This is a genomic window from Devosia sp. Root685, from assembly GCF_001427875.1.
In the GTDB taxonomy this organism is placed as follows: Bacteria; Pseudomonadota; Alphaproteobacteria; order Rhizobiales; family Devosiaceae; genus Devosia.
On sequence record NZ_LMHK01000004.1, the window covers coordinates 282,252 to 300,581 of the forward strand.

The 18,330-nt window shown below is 59.3% G+C and carries 19 protein-coding genes; 5 read left to right on the top strand and 14 right to left on the bottom strand.

The annotated features are described in order from the left end of the window. Position 1: 1 nt before the first annotated feature. The 3 genes from ASD83_RS18790 to ASD83_RS18800 all read right to left on the bottom strand — a co-directional run bounded on the left by ASD83_RS18790 (position 2) and on the right by ASD83_RS18800 (position 2,034). Positions 2 to 850 carry a 23S rRNA (adenine(2030)-N(6))-methyltransferase RlmJ gene (locus ASD83_RS18790; RefSeq protein WP_056313833.1) on the bottom strand — a complete coding sequence of 283 codons (849 nt, stop codon included), beginning with the start codon at positions 848 to 850 and terminating at the stop codon, positions 2 to 4. Continuing rightward, positions 850 to 1,497: a LysE family translocator gene (locus tag ASD83_RS18795; protein ID WP_056313835.1), complete on the bottom strand. Its 648-nt coding sequence runs from the start codon at positions 1,495 to 1,497 to the stop codon at positions 850 to 852. Before ASD83_RS18795 ends, ASD83_RS18790 begins: the two co-directional genes overlap by 1 nt. 69 nt (positions 1,498 to 1,566) lie before the next feature. Then, positions 1,567 to 2,034, bottom strand: coding sequence for an Lrp/AsnC family transcriptional regulator (locus ASD83_RS18800; RefSeq protein WP_056313837.1), 468 nt, complete (start codon positions 2,032 to 2,034; stop codon positions 1,567 to 1,569). Between the two features lie 125 nt (positions 2,035 to 2,159). Between ASD83_RS18800 and ASD83_RS18805 the strand changes: the two genes are divergently transcribed. The 3 genes from ASD83_RS18805 to ASD83_RS18815 all read left to right on the top strand — a co-directional run bounded on the left by ASD83_RS18805 (position 2,160) and on the right by ASD83_RS18815 (position 6,205). Further along, the gene (locus ASD83_RS18805) at positions 2,160 to 3,383 is read left to right on the top strand and encodes an argininosuccinate synthase (protein WP_056314066.1); all 1,224 of its coding nucleotides are present in this window, start codon (positions 2,160 to 2,162) and stop codon (positions 3,381 to 3,383) included. Then, positions 3,383 to 4,027, top strand: coding sequence for a chloramphenicol phosphotransferase CPT family protein (locus ASD83_RS18810; protein WP_082561347.1), 645 nt, complete (start codon positions 3,383 to 3,385; stop codon positions 4,025 to 4,027). The genes ASD83_RS18805 and ASD83_RS18810 overlap by 1 nt, the downstream gene beginning before the upstream one ends. A 66-nt stretch (positions 4,028 to 4,093) precedes the next feature. Beyond that, entirely contained in the window at positions 4,094 to 6,205 is a 2,112-nt protein-coding gene (locus ASD83_RS18815) for an EAL domain-containing protein (protein ID WP_162249195.1), read from the top strand. 359 nt (positions 6,206 to 6,564) lie between these two features. Here ASD83_RS18815 and ASD83_RS18820 read toward each other — a convergent pair whose 3' ends face one another. The 6 genes from ASD83_RS18820 to typA all read right to left on the bottom strand — a co-directional run bounded on the left by ASD83_RS18820 (position 6,565) and on the right by typA (position 13,054). After that, entirely contained in the window at positions 6,565 to 6,837 is a 273-nt protein-coding gene (locus ASD83_RS18820) for a DUF3892 domain-containing protein (RefSeq protein WP_056313841.1), read from the bottom strand. A 488-nt stretch (positions 6,838 to 7,325) separates the two neighbouring features. Next, a complete protein-coding gene (locus ASD83_RS18825; protein ID WP_056313843.1) occupies positions 7,326 to 9,467 on the bottom strand; it encodes a sodium-translocating pyrophosphatase in 2,142 nt (713 codons plus the stop codon). A gap of 180 nt (positions 9,468 to 9,647) precedes the next feature. After that, on the bottom strand, positions 9,648 to 9,962 hold the full coding sequence (locus ASD83_RS18830) for a DUF167 family protein (protein WP_274532590.1): 315 nt from the start codon (positions 9,960 to 9,962) through the stop codon (positions 9,648 to 9,650). Continuing rightward, positions 9,949 to 10,251, bottom strand: a complete 303-nt coding sequence (locus ASD83_RS18835) for a YggT family protein (RefSeq protein ID WP_056313846.1) — start codon at positions 10,249 to 10,251, stop codon at positions 9,949 to 9,951. Before ASD83_RS18835 ends, ASD83_RS18830 begins: the two co-directional genes overlap by 14 nt. 293 nt (positions 10,252 to 10,544) lie before the next feature. Further along, positions 10,545 to 11,153 (bottom strand): DedA family protein, encoded by a 609-nt coding sequence (locus ASD83_RS18840; RefSeq protein WP_056313848.1) that lies wholly within the window; start codon positions 11,151 to 11,153, stop codon positions 10,545 to 10,547. A gap of 86 nt (positions 11,154 to 11,239) precedes the next feature. Beyond that, positions 11,240 to 13,054 (bottom strand): translational GTPase TypA, encoded by a 1,815-nt coding sequence (typA, locus tag ASD83_RS18845; protein WP_056314067.1) that lies wholly within the window; start codon positions 13,052 to 13,054, stop codon positions 11,240 to 11,242. 308 nt (positions 13,055 to 13,362) lie between these two features. On the opposite strand from typA, the gene ASD83_RS21075 reads away from it, so the two are divergent. After that, a complete protein-coding gene (locus tag ASD83_RS21075; protein WP_156386051.1) occupies positions 13,363 to 14,331 on the top strand; it encodes a hypothetical protein in 969 nt (322 codons plus the stop codon). 95 nt (positions 14,332 to 14,426) lie between these two features. Here ASD83_RS21075 and ASD83_RS18850 read toward each other — a convergent pair whose 3' ends face one another. The 4 genes from ASD83_RS18850 to ASD83_RS18865 form a co-directional block, all read right to left on the bottom strand. Next, positions 14,427 to 14,864 (bottom strand): MarR family winged helix-turn-helix transcriptional regulator, encoded by a 438-nt coding sequence (locus ASD83_RS18850; RefSeq protein ID WP_056313850.1) that lies wholly within the window; start codon positions 14,862 to 14,864, stop codon positions 14,427 to 14,429. A 61-nt stretch (positions 14,865 to 14,925) separates the two neighbouring features. Further along, positions 14,926 to 15,798 (bottom strand): heme-dependent oxidative N-demethylase family protein, encoded by an 873-nt coding sequence (locus ASD83_RS18855; RefSeq protein WP_056313852.1) that lies wholly within the window; start codon positions 15,796 to 15,798, stop codon positions 14,926 to 14,928. Between the two features lie 140 nt (positions 15,799 to 15,938). Next, the gene (gene ppa, locus ASD83_RS18860; protein ID WP_056313854.1) at positions 15,939 to 16,472 is read right to left on the bottom strand and encodes an inorganic diphosphatase; all 534 of its coding nucleotides are present in this window, start codon (positions 16,470 to 16,472) and stop codon (positions 15,939 to 15,941) included. 139 nt (positions 16,473 to 16,611) lie between these two features. After that, complete coding sequence (locus ASD83_RS18865; protein WP_056313856.1) at positions 16,612 to 17,061, bottom strand: universal stress protein; 450 nt, start codon at positions 17,059 to 17,061, stop codon at positions 16,612 to 16,614. A 108-nt stretch (positions 17,062 to 17,169) separates the two neighbouring features. On the opposite strand from ASD83_RS18865, the gene ASD83_RS18870 reads away from it, so the two are divergent. Further along, the gene (locus ASD83_RS18870) at positions 17,170 to 17,721 is read left to right on the top strand and encodes a hypothetical protein (protein WP_056313858.1); all 552 of its coding nucleotides are present in this window, start codon (positions 17,170 to 17,172) and stop codon (positions 17,719 to 17,721) included. A gap of 25 nt (positions 17,722 to 17,746) precedes the next feature. Here the strand turns inward: ASD83_RS18870 and ASD83_RS18875 are convergent, their stop codons facing one another. Further along, positions 17,747 to 18,196: a TerB family tellurite resistance protein gene (locus ASD83_RS18875; RefSeq protein ID WP_056313861.1), complete on the bottom strand. Its 450-nt coding sequence runs from the start codon at positions 18,194 to 18,196 to the stop codon at positions 17,747 to 17,749. Between the last annotated feature and the right edge of the window lie 134 nt (positions 18,197 to 18,330).

An 18,330-nucleotide genomic window follows, 5' to 3' on the forward strand; every position in this document is an offset into this window, starting at 1 on the left:
GCTACTCCCCCGCCACCCAATCAATCGTCCAACGCCCCCTACCCTCGTCGCCTAACACCTCGGCGAGCACGGGCATCAGGACCCGCATCTCCTCTTCGAGGACGAAGGGCGGATTGATGACGATCATGCCGGTGCCATGCAGACGCGGCGGCTCCGAAGGCTGACGGATGGTCAGCTCAAGCTTCAGGATTTTGGGAATACCTGATGCCTGCAGCATGGCGACGAACTTATCCACGTCCTCCGCATCCTTGATAGGATACCACAGGGCATAGAGCCCAGTAGGCCAACGCTTATGAGCTTTGATCAGGTTCTGCGCCATGCGCTCGAATTCGTTCCGCTCTTCGAAGGGCGGATCGATAAGCACGAGGCCGCGCTTTTCCTTAGGCGGCAAATGCGTGCCGAGAGCTTGCCAACCATCGACATGAGTAACGCGGACCTGAAAATCGCCGGCAAAGTTTTCGCGCAGGGCCTCAACGTCGACCGGGTGCAGTTCGAGCGCCATCAGGCGATCCTGCTGCCGCAGCATTTGGCGCGTGATCAGCGGCGAGCCGGGATAGAAACGCAGCTCGCCATCGGGATTCTGCGCCCAGACAGCGTCGAGGTACGGCGCGAGGAGAGCCTGTGCGGACTTGGGCAAATCGCGCTCGACCAGACGGCCGATGCCCTCCACCCACTCGCCGGTCTTTTCCGCCGCGGCGCCCTTGAGATCATAAAGCCCGACGCCGGCATGCGTGTCGATGACCCGAAACGGCGCATCCTTTCGCATCAGGTAAGCCAGAAGGCGCATAAGAATGGTGTGCTTGACCACATCGGCAAAATTGCCGGCGTGAAAGACGTGACGATAGTTCATCAGTGCCGCGCCTGTGCCGTGAGGATGGTGGCAGCGAAGGCGGTGAAGATCGCTGCAAAGCTCCAATTGAGGATGCGCTCGACCCATTTGCTGCGCTTGAATGCGGCGGCCAGCCAATCGGCCGCGAGCACGGTGACGAGCCCGAGGGGAATCGACAGCAGCACGAATTCGAAGCCCAGAAAGAAGAGTTTTGAGGTCGCGCCCGGATCGTGCGCATCGACGAATTGGGGAAGGAAGGTCACGAAGAACAAAACAACCTTGGGATTGAGCAGGTTGATGCCGAGCCCGGTCATAAAACTCTGTCGCACGGTCGGTGGCTTCTTCGCCGCCTCGGCGATCCGAAGGCCGCCACCATGCACGATGGCCTGATAGGCGAGCCACAGGAGATAAAGCGCCCCGACGATCTTGAGGGCCCAAAAGAGCGGCGGAGCCGCAATGATCAGCACCGAAATCCCAAAAGCCACGAGCGTCGTATGCACCAGAATGCCCGCCATTGCTCCGAACATGGCCGCGACGCCATGAGCGCGGCCATAGTTGATGGCGCGGCTCAGTTGCAGCGCCATATCGGGTCCCGGCGTGATGGCCAGGATAATGGTCGCCAGCGCGAAGGCCAGGATGATGGGCAGATCAGGGATGAAGGCGGACATTGAGTGTTTGGCCTTGAAACGGCGGAGCGTTGAACCGGTATGGCACTATGCGCGTGCACTGAACAGACTTCAGCCCAGTGGCAACTCAAAACTGCGCTTGATCGTCTCCATCGGCACATCGGTCTTGACGCTCTGCACGCTGGGAATACGCATGAGATGGTCCGATTGAAAGCGCCAATAGGCGTGGAGGTCGGTGGTCACGATGCGCATGATCGCATCGCATTCGCCCGTGGTCAGATAGCACTCCGCCACTTCGGGGTATTTTTGCACTGTTTCGGCGAACTGGTTCGTTGTCTCAGCATCTTGGGTCTTGAACCATATACGGGCAAAAACCGTCAATCCCAGGCCCAGTTTCTGGCCGTTGAGCACCGCGACATATTGATCGATGACGCCATTTTCTTCGAGCAGTTTCACCCGGCGCAAACATGGCGACGGAGAGAGCCCAACTTCATTGGCCAATTCCACATTGGACATGCGGCCATTGCGCTGCAATGCTCTCAAAATGCGGCGGTCGATAGCGTCGAACATTTCTGGCATTTTTGGCGACCCTGCGCAGAGAAATTGGCACAATCTGCCATAAAATGACAAATATGTGCGATGATCGCAAGATCATTGCGCTCATTCCAGCCTATCCTGTCAGCATAAAATCTTGGGACGACATCATGGCGAATGAAATCAAGAAGGTCGTGCTGGCCTATTCGGGCGGGCTCGACACCTCCATCATCCTCAAATGGCTGCAAGAGACCTATAATTGCGAGGTGGTGACCTTCACCGCCGACCTCGGTCAGGGCGAAGAGCTTGAGCCGGCGCGCAAAAAGGCCGAGATGTTCGGCATCAAAGACATCCGCATCGAGGACCTGCGCGAAGAATTCGTGCGTGACTTCGTCTTCCCCATGTTCCGCGCCAATACCGTCTATGAAGGCCAGTACCTGCTCGGCACCTCGATCGCCCGCCCGCTGATCGCCAAGCGCCTCGTCGAAATCGCCCAGGAAACCGGCGCCGACGCCATTTCCCATGGCGCCACCGGCAAGGGCAATGACCAGGTCCGCTTCGAATTGACCGCCAATGCGCTCGACCCTTCCATCAAGGTCATCGCCCCCTGGCGCGAGTGGGATCTCCGCAGCCGCACCCAGCTCCTCGAATATGCCGAGCGTAACCAGATTCCGATCGCCAAGGACAAGCGGGGTGAAGCGCCGTTTTCGGTTGACGCCAACCTCCTCCACACCTCGTCCGAAGGCATGGTCCTGGAAGATCCCGCCGTGCCGGCTCCCGACTATGTCGCCCAGCGCACCGTGGACCCCGAAAAGGCCCCAAACGAGCCCGAAATCATCACCATCGGCTACGAAAAGGGCGACCCGGTTTCGATCAACGGGGTCAAGCTTAGCCCAGCAGCGCTTCTCACCAAGCTCAACGAGCTCGGCGGCAAGCACGGCGTCGGCCGTCTCGATCTCGTTGAAAACCGCTTCGTCGGCATGAAATCGCGCGGCCTCTACGAAACGCCCGGCGGCTCTATCCTCCTCGTCGCCCACCGGGGCATCGAATCGATCACCCTTGACCGCGGCGAAGCTCACCTCAAGGATGAGCTGATGCCAAAGTATGCCGAGCTGATCTACAACGGCTTCTGGTTCTCGCCCGAACGCGAAATGCTGCAGGCGCTGATCGACAAGAGCCAGGAATATGTCTCCGGCGAAGTCACCGTCAAACTCTACAAGGGCTCGGCATCAGTCATCGCCCGGTCTTCGGCCAATTCGCTCTATTCGATGGACCTCGTCACTTTCGAAGAAGGCGCCGTGGCCTATGACCACAAGGACGCCGAGGGCTTTATCCGCCTCAACGGCCTACGCCTCAAAACCTGGGCTGCTCGCAACAAGAAGGCGAACGGCTGATGGCTCCTGACGACGCACCGCGCATTGGGCGCGTCGTCATTCTCAATGGCGCGCCGCGCTCGGGCAAATCCAGTCTTGCCCGAGCCATTCAGGAAAGCGTGCCCGGCACCTGGCTCAATACCGGTGTCGATAGTTTTATGGCGACCTTGCCACCCAAGCTTATGCCAGGCATCGGCCTTCGCCCCGGCGGCGAGCGGCCCGATCTGGAACCGGCCGTTGCAGCGCTCTATGATCTCCTATTCGCAACCATCCGCCTTCAGGCCGAAGCCGGTTTCGACGTCGTGGCCGATCTCGGCCTGCACGCGGACTATTCTGTTCCTCTGGGCGTTCTCGAACGGGCGGCGGCCATTCTTGGCCCATTGAAGCCCTTGTTCGTCGGCGTGGACTGCGACCTCGATGAGATCATGCACCGCCGCAATGCCGACCCACAGGGCGGCTTTTACGCCACCGGAGAGACGGCACCACCGCCGGTGCTGCGCTGGCAGGACGCGGTGCATCGCGGCAAGACCTATGATCTGCGCCTCGACATGGGGCGGCTTAGCCCCGAAGCCGGCGCGCGGCAGGTTGCCGACCTCCTTGCCAATCCCCCGCTCCAGCCCATTCTGGCGATCCTGGGCCCGAATTCATTCGCGTCATCGATTTAAGCCTGCGTTAAGCCCATGCCTTTAGCTTCACCAAAGCGTCATGAAGGCAATGACACTGAGGGGATGATGGGGGATTTGGACGCTGGCACGACCGACGTCGCTGATGCGCTGCTGCTCGATGCGGCGCTGGAAAACATCCCCTATGGTTTTTGTGTCTGGTCGCCGCAATTCCGGCTGGTCATGTGGAACAAGAACTATCGCGAGTTCTATGGCTTTTCCGAAGACGCAATAAAGAAGGGCATGACGCTCGAGGAGGTGGTTCACCTCTCCCACAAGCTTGGCAATCACCCCGGCCAGAGCCCCGATGCCTTCTACGAGGCCTATACGAGCGACCTGCTTTCCAATCGCGGCGGCATGCGCACCAAGAGCCAGGAAGTGGTCTATGGCGGCCGCATCGTCGAAACCGCCCATGTCTACTCGGAAAAACTCGGCTGGGTGGTGACGCATGAAGACGTCACCGACGAAATCCAGATGTCCGAGACGGTGCAGAAGCGCAAGCTCGAGCTGGAGCGCCAGAATATCCGGCTTGATGCGGCCGTGAATAACATTTCCATCGGCCTTTGCATGATGGACGCCAAGGGGCGTCTCGTCATCTGCAACGAGCCCTATGCGCGCATCTATAATCTGCCCGAAAATTTCGTACGGCCCGGCGCGCAGCTCGAAGACATTCTGGGGCATCTGTTCGACGAGGGCATGAGCGCCGGCGGCGCGCGCGAAGACTATATTCTCTGGCGCCGCGACGTCATTGCCAAGCGCGAATATGGCAAGAACATCCACGAGCTCAATGGCCGCATCATCCTGATGCAGCACCATCCGATGAAGGATGGCGGCTGGGTATCGACGCATGAGGACATTACCGAGCAGCGGCAGAACGAGGCGCGTATCCACCATCTTGCCCGCCACGATGCGCTGACCGACCTGCCCAACCGCGCCGAATTCCTCGAGGAAATGGCGCGCACCGAGGCCGGTTTGAAGCGCGGTGAAATGGCCGCCGTACTCTATATCGACCTCGACCATTTCAAGGCCGTCAACGACACGCTCGGCCATGCCGTGGGCGACGAGGTTATCAAACAGGCCGCCGTGCGCCTTTGGGGCACGACGCGGGAAAGCGATCTGCTCGCCCGGCTTGGCGGCGACGAATTCGCGCTGCTGCTGCGCCCGATCGAGAGCGCCGATGCCGCCGCCCGCATTGCCGACCGCATCATCAAGGCCATGGGCGCACCCATGAACATTAGAGGTCAGCAGATCGAAATCGGCGCCAGCGTCGGCATCGCTGTCGGACCCGGCGATGGCCTGACCACCGATACACTGGTCAAGAATGCCGACCTGGCGCTCTATAAGGCCAAAAGCGAAGGCCGCTCGACCTACCATTTTTTCGAAACCGGCATGGATGCCGAACTGCAGCACCGGCGCCTGATCGAGGCGGGCCTGCGCCTGGCGCTGAACCGCAACGAATTCCGCCTGATGTACCAGCCCCTGCTTGGCCTGGCGGAAAACCGGGTGACCTGCGTCGAAGCCCTGCTGCGCTGGGATTTTGAGGGCCGCACCGTATCACCGGCCGAATTCGTGCCCGTGGCCGAGGATACCGGGCTGATCTCTGCCATCGGCCAATGGGTGCTCAACGAGGCCTGCGCCACGGCGGCGAACTGGCCCAAAACCGTGCGCATCGCCGTCAATCTTTCGCCGGTGCAATTCCGCCAGCGCGACCTTGTCGCCCAGGTGCGCCGGGCACTCAGCAATGCGCGGCTCGATCCGAGCCGGCTCGAACTCGAAATCACCGAAAGCCTGCTGCTGGCCGAAAGCGAATCGACCCTCAAGGCGCTCCACGAACTGCGCGCCATGGGCGTGCGCATTTCCATGGACGATTTCGGTACCGGCTATTCCTCGCTTTCCTATCTGCGCAGTTTTCCCTTCGACAAGATCAAGATCGACCGCTCCTTCATTCGCGATCTGGCGAGCCGGGCCGATAGCCAGGCGATTATCCGCGCCGTGATTGGGCTCGGACAGTCGCTCGGCATGTCCACCACCGTGGAGGGGGTCGAAACCGAAGAGCAGCTCTCGCTGGTGCGCGCCCAGGGCGTTTCCGAGGTCCAGGGCTTTTTGTTCTCTCCTCCCATTTCAGACACGGCGCTGGCCGATCTGCTCGACGCCGAGATTGCCCTCGCCAAAGCCTCCTGAGCCGTATGCGCGGCACTGCGGGCCAGCGTAGCCGCCAATAGCAAACACCCCTGCCCTGCCCGCGTTACCGCGTCAGGTTTTTGCAGGTGGAACGGACCCCGAGGCGCTTTCGCCCCTGAGTATTTTAATTAGTGAGACGAAACCGCCTCGGGCGCTGATTTTTTGGACAGGACTTTTAGCGGCACTGGATCGCTCGTCGCATGCGGCCAGCCCCCGAACCCACACGGGAACGGTCCCGTGCGCTCAGCATCCCCGCAGCCGTCCGTCTCGACTCCGTCCCGTGCGGGGAATTTTTGGATCTTACAACGGGATGGAGGGGGCGGGGATAAGTAGCTGGGCCGAGGCCCAGCTAGAATGGTCTAGGTGCAGCTTGGAAGAGCCAGAAGATTGTTAGGCTCCAATCCATCCGCAGTAGTTTTCAGGTATTTCTTACCGTTACGGACGGCCACGATAATCCAAACTGACTCGCTTTTGGCGACAGTCCAGAATTGGTGGGTGCCACTCTCGATGTGATGAATCGCATCGTCCAGCTTCAATTTCCAGCCGCCCCCGGCGGTTCCACCAATGCTATCGATCCGACGATCACGATCCTGACCATCGGGGATTATGCACGTCACTTGGAAGTCAGACATAATAGCTCCAATATAAGAGCCAGACGGTTGACGACTGAACGCAAAAGGGAGACGTTCAGGTGTACTCGAACTCCCGTTCTGGCGGGTTTCGTACTAGGGCGACGGACGGCAATCCGTCGCCCTTTTCATTCGTCCCCTGATTCTCCTCGCAGCACAAGAACCGGCAAATTTTAGCGGGGATATCCACTGTGAACTTTGTGAATAGTGGGAATAATAGGGACATCAGAATAGACAAACTGACTTGTACGAATGGCAAAGGCCCGAGATATCTCCCGGGCCTTCTTCATTTCTGTTTTCATTAGCGTCTTCTCACCATCGATTGTCACCCCAGACTTGATCCGGGGCCCATCTCCAAAACCTCGAGATGGGTCCCGGCCTTCGCCGGGATGACAGTTGGTGGGTGGGCGAGCGACTTTGGTTAAATCCGATATACAAAAGGCCCGGGATTACTCCCGGGCCTTCTTAAATTCAGTCCAGACTATGTCTGGTTAGCCCATATGCGCCAGCACCGCCAACAGCAGCAGTGCTACGATATTGGTGATCTTGATCATTGGATTGACGGCCGGGCCGGCCGTGTCCTTGTAGGGGTCGCCGACGGTGTCGCCGGTGACGGAGGCTTTGTGGGCGTCTGAACCCTTAAAATGTTTGACGCCGTGGGAGTCGGTAAAACCGTCCTCAAAACTCTTTTTCGCGTTGTCCCAGGCACCGCCGCCGGCGGTCATGGAGATGGCGACGAAGAGGCCCGTCACGATCACACCCATCAGCATGGCGCCGAGGGCGGAGAAACCGGCGGCGGGGCCGGCGATCCAGTTGATGAGGACGAAGACGAGGATCGGGCTGAGGACTGGCAGCAAGGAAGGAACAATCATTTCCTTGATCGCGGCTTTGGTCAGCATGTCGACGGCGCGGCCATAGTCGGGCTTGTCGGTGCCGGCCATGATGCCCGGCTTTTCCTTGAACTGGCGGCGCACTTCCACGACGACCGACTGGGCGGCGCGGCCCACCGCAGTCATGGACATGCCGCCGAAGAGGAACGGAAGCAGACCACCAAAGAGGAGGCCAACGACGACATAGGGATCGGCCAGCGAGAAGGTGAGCGCGCCCATGCCGGCAAAGATGGCGGGCGCATCAGGCAGGGCCGAAAAATAGATCAGGTCCTGCGTATAGGCGGCAAAGAGCACGAGCGCTCCGAGGCCGGCCGAACCGATGGCATAGCCCTTGGTGACGGCCTTGGTGGTATTGCCCACCGCGTCGAGCGCGTCCGTATTGTGGCGCACTTCCTTGTCGAGACCGGCCATTTCCGCAATGCCGCCGGCATTGTCGGTGACCGGGCCAAAGGCGTCGAGCGCCACGATGATACCGGCCAGCGCCAGCATGGTTGCCACCGCAAAAGCGATGCCGAAAAGGCCGGCCAGCGAATAGGTGACGATGATGCCGGCAACGATGACCAGAGCCGGCAAGGCGGTCGATTCGAGCGACACCGCAAGGCCCTGGATGACATTGGTGCCGTGGCCGGTGACCGAGGCTTCGGCGATGGAATTGACCGGGCGGCGATTGGTGCCGGTATAATATTCGGTGATGACGATGATCAGACCCGTAATGACGAGGCCGACGACGCCGCACCAGAAGAGGCTCCAGGGCGTAAACACCTTGTCTGATGTTTCGATCGCAAGGTTCATGTCGCCAAAAAGCAGCCAGAGGACTGGCAGGAGAGCGACCAGGGACAAAAGGCCCGAGGCGATGACGCCTTTGTAGAGCGCGCCCATGATGTTGTTGTCGGACCCGAGCTTTACGAAATAGGTGCCGATGATGGAGGTGATGACGCAGGCCCCGCCTATGGCGAGGGGCAGCACCATGCCAGTCAGTTTGAGCGCTTCGGGCAGGATGATCGCCGCCAGCACCATGGTGGCGACAATGGTGACCACATAGGTTTCAAAAAGGTCCGCAGCCATGCCGGCGCAATCGCCGACATTGTCGCCCACATTGTCGGCGATAGTCGCGGGATTGCGCGGATCGTCTTCGGGAATGCCGGCTTCGACCTTGCCCACCATATCGCCGCCGACGTCAGCACCCTTGGTAAAGATGCCGCCGCCGAGACGGGCGAAGATGGAAATCAGCGAGGCGCCGAAGCTGAGAGCCACGAGCGAATCTATGACGACGCGGCTCGTCGGCGCATTGCCCATGCCGGTAAGGATGATGAAATAAAGGGTGACGCCAAGGAGGCCGAGGCCGGCGACCAGCATGCCTGTGACGGCGCCGGATTTGAAGGCGAGGTCGAGCCCTTTGGCGAGCGAGGAAATGGCCGCCTGGGCAACGCGCACATTGGCGCGGACCGAGACGTTCATGCCGATAAAGCCGGCTGCGCCCGAGAGCACGGCGCCGATCAGGAAGCCGATTGCTGCATGTGGCCCGAGCAACAACCAGGCGGCAATGAGGATGACCACGCCGACAATGGCAATGGTGGTATATTGGCGTTTGAGATAGGCCGAAGCGCCTTCGCGTACGGCGGCGGAAATTTCCTGCATACGGGCAGAACCAGCGTCAGCCTTTAAGAGGCCCTGCGTGGTGACGATGCCATAAACAACAGCCAAACCGCCGCAGGCGACGATCAGCCAAAGTGCCAGATCCATAAACACGTTCCTCGAATGAAAAGATTCGAGATCCGCCCCGGCCGTGGCCAGCTCTTTTAGGGTGCAAAGCCCCCTCTGTCCGGTCCGCAACCGCCCTCCGGCGGACCTCCTCCCAACGCAGAGATTACCGGGATTGTTTCGTTAAGCAATTGGAAAGTGTGACGGTTTGTCGCGGACGATTTAAGCCAGGGCCTTGAGGCGCGCCTCTACGTCCGCAGAGGCCGCCGAGATGAGCACGGTTTTCATTCGAGCGGTGTCGCCGCTGACGAGACTTATCGAGGATTTGGGAACGCCGAGGGGTTTGGCGAGGAGCGCGATAACCGCGGCGTTGGCCTTGCCCTTGTCGGGCACGGCGCTGACGCGAATGCGGAGGACGGTGGAGCCATCGTCGCGGCTTTCGGCACCATCGATAGCGTCGCGCCCCGCATTTGGAGTGACGCGGAGGAACATAAGCAGTCCCTCCGGCGTCGGGCGGAAGAAGCTAGACGCCGGCACGTATGACGGCGGGATAGATATAGTAGCCGATGATCGACTGGATGAAGAAGATGATCAGAAAGGCAACGAGCGGGGACAGGTCGAGGCCCGAGAAATTGGGCAGCACGCGCCTCAAGGGACGCAGCACCGGTTCGGTCAGCTGATTGAGCACGCGCCAGACCGCTTCGACGAACTGATTGCGGGTATTGATCACGTTGAACGAGATCAGCCAGCTCATGATGATCATGATGAGCAGCACCCACCAGTAGAGCTGGAGCAGGATGAGAATGATGTCGAGAACGGCGCGCATGGGCGTCTCCGCGAGAAAAGGTGTCATTTATCTAGTGGGTTAGGACTAGAGCGGCAAGACCGGGCACCAGAAAAGCCGGAGCCCCGCACCGGGCAAGCGATACGGGGCCCAAATGACTGACATCCGGTATGCAGTACAAGGGTCCGGACAGGTTTTCTATTGCACGAAGCGTGCCAAGTGTGCGGTCCCCGCAAAACCGGGGGCAAAGATTAAGCACTTGTTACGATTGATCTTTTTGAAGGATCTGCGCCTCGCAAAATGCGAAGCGCGTTGCAAAATGCGAGGCAAATAGATCAGGCCTTGACGCTGCTCGGCTTCCAGGTGGCGACCTTGAGGAGGTAAAGCACGACGACGAGGCCGAGGACGACGTAGCTCAAGGGATCGAGCACCACTTCGATCATCTCGTAATGCTCATGGAGGAGATAGCCGGCCATGGTGAGAAAGGTATTCCAGATCAGCGCGCCCGAGGTCGAGGCGAGAAGGAATACCGGCAGGCTCATGCGCGACAGGCCCGCAGGAATGGAAATCAGCGTGCGGATCAAGGGGATCAACCGGCCGAAGAGCACGATGACCGGGCCGAAGCGGGTAAACCATTTCACTGCAATGTCGATCTCGTCGGCATTGAAGGCCATCACCCGGCCGAACCTGTCAGCCAGGTAGCGCACGCGGGAAAGGCCAAAAATCCGGCCGGCATAATACCAGGGCAGCATGCCGACGACGGCGCCCACAGTGGCGGCCGCGAGCACGCCAAAAAGGTTGAGATCGCCATTGGCGGCGGCAAAGCCGGCAAAGGGAATAATCAGTTCCGAGGGTATGGGCGGAAAGATCGATTCAGCCAGCATGACGAGGAAAATCCCCAGATATCCGAGTTCGGAAATGGTCTGGATAATCCAATCGGTCATGCGGCAATCTCCTTGTTGGTGGTCGGGTAGCCGACGTGCAGGGCAAAAAAAGGGCCCCGACGTTTCCGTGGGGCCCTTTTGTTTTATCAGGCCGACTTGGCGGCGCGGCTCATGCGCTTGCGATCGTTGGGATCGAGCCAGATCTTCCTGAGGCGGATCGATTTGGGGGTCACTTCGACATATTCGTCTTCGGCGATATAGCCGAGGCTCTGTTCGAGGGTCAGCTTCTTCGGGGTCGTCAGGCGCACCGCTTCGTCCTTGGAGGTCGTGCGGATATTGGTGAGCTGCTTGCCCTTGAGCGCGTTCACTTCAAGGTCGTTCTCGCGGGAGTGCTCGCCTACGATCATGCCTTCATAGATGTCGACGCCGGCGTCGATCATGATCGGGCCGCGGTCTTCGAGGTTCCAGAGCGCGAAGGCGACCGACTGGCCGGTGCCGTTCGAGATCAGGACGCCGGTGCGACGGCCGGGCAGTTCGCCCTTATAGGGCACGAAGGAGTGGAACAGGCGGTTGAAGATAGCCGTGCCACGGGTGTCCGAGAGCAGCTCGGGCTGGTAGCCGATCAGCGAACGGGTGGGGACCAGCAGCTGAATGCGGGTACGGCCGACGCCGGACGGACGCATGTCGGTCAGTTCGCCCTTCCGCTCGGTGAGCTTCTGCACCACGGTGCCGGTGAACTCGTCATCGACGTCGATGATGACTTCTTCGATCGGCTCGTGACGGACACCATCCACGTCCTGCATCAGGACTTTTGGGCGACCGATGGTCAGCTCAAAGCCTTCGCGACGCATGTTTTCGATGAGAACGGCGAGCTGAAGTTCGCCGCGGCCGGCAACGTCATAGGAATCGTTGTCGTCGCCGGGGGTGACGCGGATCGCGACATTGCCTTCAGCTTCGCGCATCAGGCGTTCGCGGATGACGCGGGACTGCACCTTGTCGCCTTCGCGGCCGGCCAGCGGGCCGTCATTGATGCGGAAGGTCACCGACAGGGTCGGGGGATCGATCGGCTTGGCAGAGATGGGCTTGGTCACCGAAGTGGCGCAAAGCGTGTCGGCGACCGTGGACGTGACGAGACCGGCAATGGCGACGATGTCGCCGGCTTCACCGATATCGACCGGCGTACGTTCAAGGCCGCGGAACGCCAGAACCTTGGAAACACGGCCCTTTTCGACTTCCTTGCCTTCACGGTTGAGCGTGTGGATGGGGTCGTTGGCCTTGACGGTGCCTGAGGTGATGCGGCCGGTCAGGATGCGGCCGAGGAACGGGTTGCGTTCGATGGTCGTGACCAGCATGCGGAACGCGCCTTCTTCAACGCTTGGCTGCGGCACATGTTCGATGACCTTGTCGAGCAGCGGTCCCAAGCTTTCCTTTGGACCTTCCGGCTCCAATGCCATCCAGCCCTGCTTGGCCGAACCATAAAGCACCGGGAAGTCGAGCTGCTCGGGCGTTGCGTCGAGGGCGATGAACAGGTCAAAGATTTCTTCGAGCACTTCGAGGTGGCGCTCGTCGGATTTGTCGATCTTGTTAATGGCAACGATCGGGCGCAGGCCCTGGGCCAGCGCCTTGCCGAGGACGAACTTGGTCTGCGGCATCGGGCCTTCAGCGGCGTCGACGAGGATGACCACGCCATCGACCATGGAGAGGATGCGCTCGACTTCGCCACCAAAATCGGCGTGGCCGGGGGTGTCGACGATATTGATGCGGGTGTCCTTCCAGAGGAGGGAGGTCACCTTGGCCAGAATGGTGATACCGCGCTCGCGCTCGATATCATTGCTGTCCATGGCGCGTTCTTCAACGCGCTCGTTTTCGCGAAATGAGCCCGACTGCTTGAGCAGGACGTCGATCAGGGTGGTTTTACCGTGGTCAACGTGGGCGATGATGGCAATATTGCGCAGGGACATGGGCACCGGGGCGTTGGGCATGGTCCAGCGGCGCGAAAAGCAAACGGCCAAATCATGCGGAAAACAGGAAACGCCAGCTGCATTGACGGCAAACTGGCGCTTTTCGGTGCGGCTATTATAGAAAAACAGCGCTCTTAACAAGCGCCGCCAATGCAGGGCGGGTTTGCGCGGTCAAGAATGGTGTCGCGAAGGGAGTTGATTGGGGCTGACTGCTTTCAAGTCAGTTGGGCTAAATGCCAGAGATCGCATGTCCAAAAAATGTGCTGCTAAGATAAACACTAACAGTGATTCAGTCGCAGCGGGCCCAAATGGCAAAGAAGCAGAATTCAAGAGAGCATCATTGGTGGCCAGTGGGCTTGCAGAAGCACTGGACCGATCGAACCGGCAATATCTCTTGGGTTAATCCAAGTGGCATGGTGACCAAAAAGAAATCCGAAAATCGCAAGGTTGCCAAGAAGGCGCACGGTCACACCGTGTTACTCAATGGCCCTTGGACAACAAACTTCGAAGATGATTTCGAATCCGCCGACAACAGTGTGCATCAAGTGATTACCAGTCTTGATCTGATGCCGGCGCGAGGGAGTAGGAGCATTAAAGAATTCATCTCGCTTATGGGCTTGCTACGAAAACGAGATCGCACGCTTAGTGACATGTGCAGCTTCTACGAAATAAAGCGGGATGATCTGTTGTCACTAGCACGGCTTATTATGTCGCTGCTCATTCGTCTCCCGGCGCGCCGACACAAATATGAGCATGTACCAGAATGGTTCGATCTGCCTCCTGATGAAAATATCGGAAAAATGAATATACGGCAATTCTATAGGATTGCGCGTGACTCCTTGGAACGCGATAGTAATTCGAACCTATTTTTTATTCTAATTCGTTCCCCGTGGAAGGAATTTCTTCATGGCGATGGCGTTCTTGACTGGATGACCGATAATTTGGTTGGGTTAAGAATACGGGGGCGAGCTCTAGTCCCACTTACTCCGAAACTTTGTGTGTATATGTGTACCCCATCTAGACGCTCTGGCCTTCACAACTGCGCCTCTTTCTTAGCGGCTCCTTGGATTGTAGAAGCGATCAATGAGATCACGCAGGTTTATTCCAAAGATCATCTGTTCTTTAGATCAAAGAAGCCACCTCGCCTTACCGAAAATTTCAGTCGCGGAGAGTTTCTTTCCCATGAAAAGCAACGAGACAGCCTCATAGCGCTTCTGGACGAAATTGCGGAAGGTGGAAAACGGAGTTCTTCAACGGCATTGTTTCAGCCACATTAGGCCTAAGACTTGCACCAGATGGTAGCGTGGACCAGCGAGCCAAGTAGCCCAATGCGGTGTGTGATTGTAGCGTCGAAATTGAGATAGAAACCCGCCTACCCCACTCTACCAGTCTGTACCTCCAGCACCGATACCACGCGCCCCAAGAGCTCCAGAAACTGGCCGCGCTCGGAAGTCGTAAATTGTTCGAGCAGCAATTCATTGAGCGCGTCGAGGGCGCGCTCGACATCGGCAATGCGATCATAACCCGCCGGTGTCAGCACGATCAGCGCGCTGCGGCCGTCGTCGGGATTGCGTTTTCGCGTGACAAGACCATCGCGCTCCATGCGCTGGATGGTGGCCGTCATGGTCGGTTGTTCGACGGAAGCTGCCTCGGCAAGACCTTTTGGGGTATGCGCACCGCCGGACGAAAGGGCAAGTAGCACCGGCACATAGGCAGGATTGAGCCCGATGGGCCCCAGCATGGTTTCCGTCTCGCGCGCCAGAAGACGGGCGGCCCAGTTCAGTTGATCGGCAACGGTGATTTCGCGCATATACTGAGCCTACTCAGGATTTTTCCCATTTAGGCGCGGCAGACTGATTTGGGCAAGCGTTTCACATTATGCCGGCGAGACGGGAGAGAACGCGGTCGCGATCGCGGGTGAGCCCCTTATAGCCGAGTTGTTCCGGGGTCAGGGCCAGAAGCTGGGCATGCAGGCTTGCGGCCAAAATTCTGGCATCGGAAAAACCGGCAAAAGTATCGAGATCGACCAGCGAAATGCGGATGGTGAAGGCAACCGCCCCGGTTTGCGGCAGTTTTCTGAGGGTTTGCCGCTCGATGCGCAGGTTTACCGGATCGGCCCTGTCGCCTGTGCCAAAACGCGGCGTGTCTGGCCCCGAAACATCGGGGTGAAAGAGGCGCTGGTCGCCATAGAGCGACCAGTTCCAGCGGATGAGCGGGGTTTCGGGCCGCATTGCATCGAACATGCGGGCCATGAGCTGGGCCGGGCGGGTTGTAGGGCCAAAGCCGGGCACCGGTTCATGAATGGCGTCGAGCACTTTTCCAATTTTTTCGGACAGTACCCAGGAGGACGGAAAGCTGAGGCTCGCCGCCGTGAGGCGCCAGCCAGCTTCCGCGCGGGAAAGGATAAGAAGATCGTCCTGCACGAATTTTGCGGCCTGCAGGAGCGGAATGCCGGCCAGCGGCACGAGATCACCCGTGGGAACGACCAGCAGGCTCTCGTCCCGCCTTTGCCAAAGGTGCGGAAAACGGGACGGCAGATAATCGGCAAGCAGGGCCAGCAACTCCGTCTGGGCGGGTCGGCTATCCGGCAGTTCGGCAAAAATCTCGGGGAGATGGGATTGGCGGAGCCGCGCCTTTTCTGCCAGCTGCGCTGCCATACCCGCATCCGGATCGAGCCAATCAGCCGGATCGAGCGGCTTTGTGGCAATCTGGAAGAGTCTGACATCGAAGGCGGGAAGCGGCATCCCGCCATGAAAGCCATGACCTCAAGAGTTAGCAAGCACTATCACATCCACCGGCTGTCATCGAGAATGGGGTGGCGTCAGCGAAACCAAAAGCCCAAAAGAAAAAGGGCGGAGTAGAACCCCGCCCAATCTTCAAAAACTTACTTCTCGTTCTTGGCGCGCTCGATCGATTCGAGGATCACCCGACGGGCATCGGCCAGATTGCCGACCCGGTCGATCTTGGCCCATTTGCCGGGCTCGAGATCCTTGTAGTGCGTGAAAAAGTGCTTCACGCGCTCAAGCTGGATTGCCGGAAAATCCTCGATGTCTTTGATGTTGTCATACATCGGGGTCAGCTTGCTGACCGGCACGGCGATGATCTTTTCATCCTGGCCGCCATCGTCTTCCATGAACAGCACGCCGACGGGACGCGAGCGCACCACGGCGCCGGGCACCAGCGGGCGGGAATTCATCACGATCACGTCGAGCGGATCGCCATCGCCGCACAGGGTATGCGGCACAAAGCCGTAATTTCCGGGATAGCGCATCGGCGTATAAAGGAAGCGATCGACGAAGAGCGCGCCGCTATCCTTGTCGATTTCATACTTGATCGGCTCGCCACCAAGGGGGACTTCGATGATGACATTGAGGTCGTCTGGCGGGTTCTTGCCGGTCGGAATGGCGTCGATGTTCATTTGGGCGGGTCCGTTGCGTCAGGGAGGGGCGGAACGGAGGGGTTCTGCCGCAGAACCCCGGCCAAAGGCAAGCCGTAAATCGGCGAGGCGCCGAAGCCATTCGCCGCAGGACGAAGAGCTTCGGCCAGAATGCAAAAGCCTATTTGACGATAAGAACCGGCACGCTGGAGCGCGCCAGCACTTCGGACGCCTGGCTGCCGAGCAACAGCCGGCCAAGGCCGCGGCGGCCGTGGGAGCCCATGATGATCGTATCGACGCCACGCTCTTTCGCAGCCTCGAGAATGGCATCGGCCGGGCGATGGCGCGGCACATGCAGGGTTTCGGCAGCAATGCCGGCCCCTTCGAGTTTCTGCCGGGCAGCATCGAGCAGTTTTTTTGCCTGGGCCGCATAATCGTCTTCGAGCTGGGCAATGATCGGACCCGCATCGAAAGTACCGAAACCGCCGGCGCCGATGCCGGTTGCCACCGGATCGGTCGAGGTCAGCACGAGGATTTTCGAGCCATGGACCCTGGCGAGTTCGACGCCGGCGGCCACGGCCTTGTCGCCCAGTTCCGATCCATCGGTGGCAATAAGCAGGGATTTGAACATGCTCTTCTCCTTGTTATCAGCACAATAACCCGATCATTGTGTCCGGCAATTGATCTCGATCATTGCGGCAGCAATGGTCTCGATCATCTCGCGGCGAGGAGGCCGATCATGTTGCAGCGTGTTTTTCTGGTTCTGGCCGTGACGTGCGCCACTCCGGCCATGGCTCTGGCGGGCTTTACCAGCGCCTATACCGACCTCGATATCGACCAGTGCCTGGTGCTCGAAGCCGACGATTTTGGCGCCAGTTGGGCCTGCCCGGGCTATAAGGGGTTTCCGGTGATGGTGCAGGAGGGCGACCTGAGGTTTTCCGTCAGCTACGGGTTTGAGCCAAAGAAGAATTCGGCCGGTTTCCAGACCCTGCCACCCTTCAATAATCTCGGCTCAAAACTCGAATGGCGCCTCTCGAACGCAAAGGGCTACTTTTTCCCGGTGGCCACCATCGTGCGCTATCACACCGCCGACCCTGAAACCGGCGAGAACAACGGCCAGGTGCTGGTGGTGAGCCAGATCAAGGACGGCAATTCCTGCCACATCGCCTATGTCGATGCGCTGGCCAACAAGGACGCCAACGACCTCGCCCGCGCAGCTGCCGACAAGGCAGGCAATTTCGATTGCGCCACGGACGAGCCCGAAGTGATCGGAAAATTTACCGCCTACTGAGCCTGATCATTTTCCGGGAAATGATCTAGGCCTCGGCTTCGTCGCTTTTGCCGCGGATCTGGTTGCGCAAGACGGTGCGGTCGCGGCTCGAGACGCCGATCAGTTCGGCAATGCGCCAGACCATATTGTCTTCAAGCTCGTGATTCTGCCGGTCGGCATAGACCACCGTCCACATCATGCGGATGATTTCGATGCGATCTTCCATCGGCAGCTGGGTGATGCCGGTGGTGAACCGGTAAAAATCCACCGCCTCGGCATCGCGCTCGGCGGCCTGCTTGATCAGGCGATCAACGCTTTGCTCATCGAGATCGTAGTGATCCATCAGCGCGCCACGAATGGTTTTGCGCTCCTCGTCCTTCATCGTGCCATCGACCGCGGCCAGGTGCACGAGAAGCGCTGCCACCGACAGCTTTGGATCATTGCTGTTCGTCGCCGTCTCGGTTTTTTGAAACAGACGGGTCAGGGCCTCGAACATGGCTTTCAGCCTCGTGGACGGGGTGAAGGAACGGGTTTTGCAAGTGAGCCGGGAGGCCGCAGGCAAAGACTGGGGCAGAAGGGCTTTTTGCTCAATGGGTGCCGGTTGATCTCACGCGGTCTTGACCGCGCCTG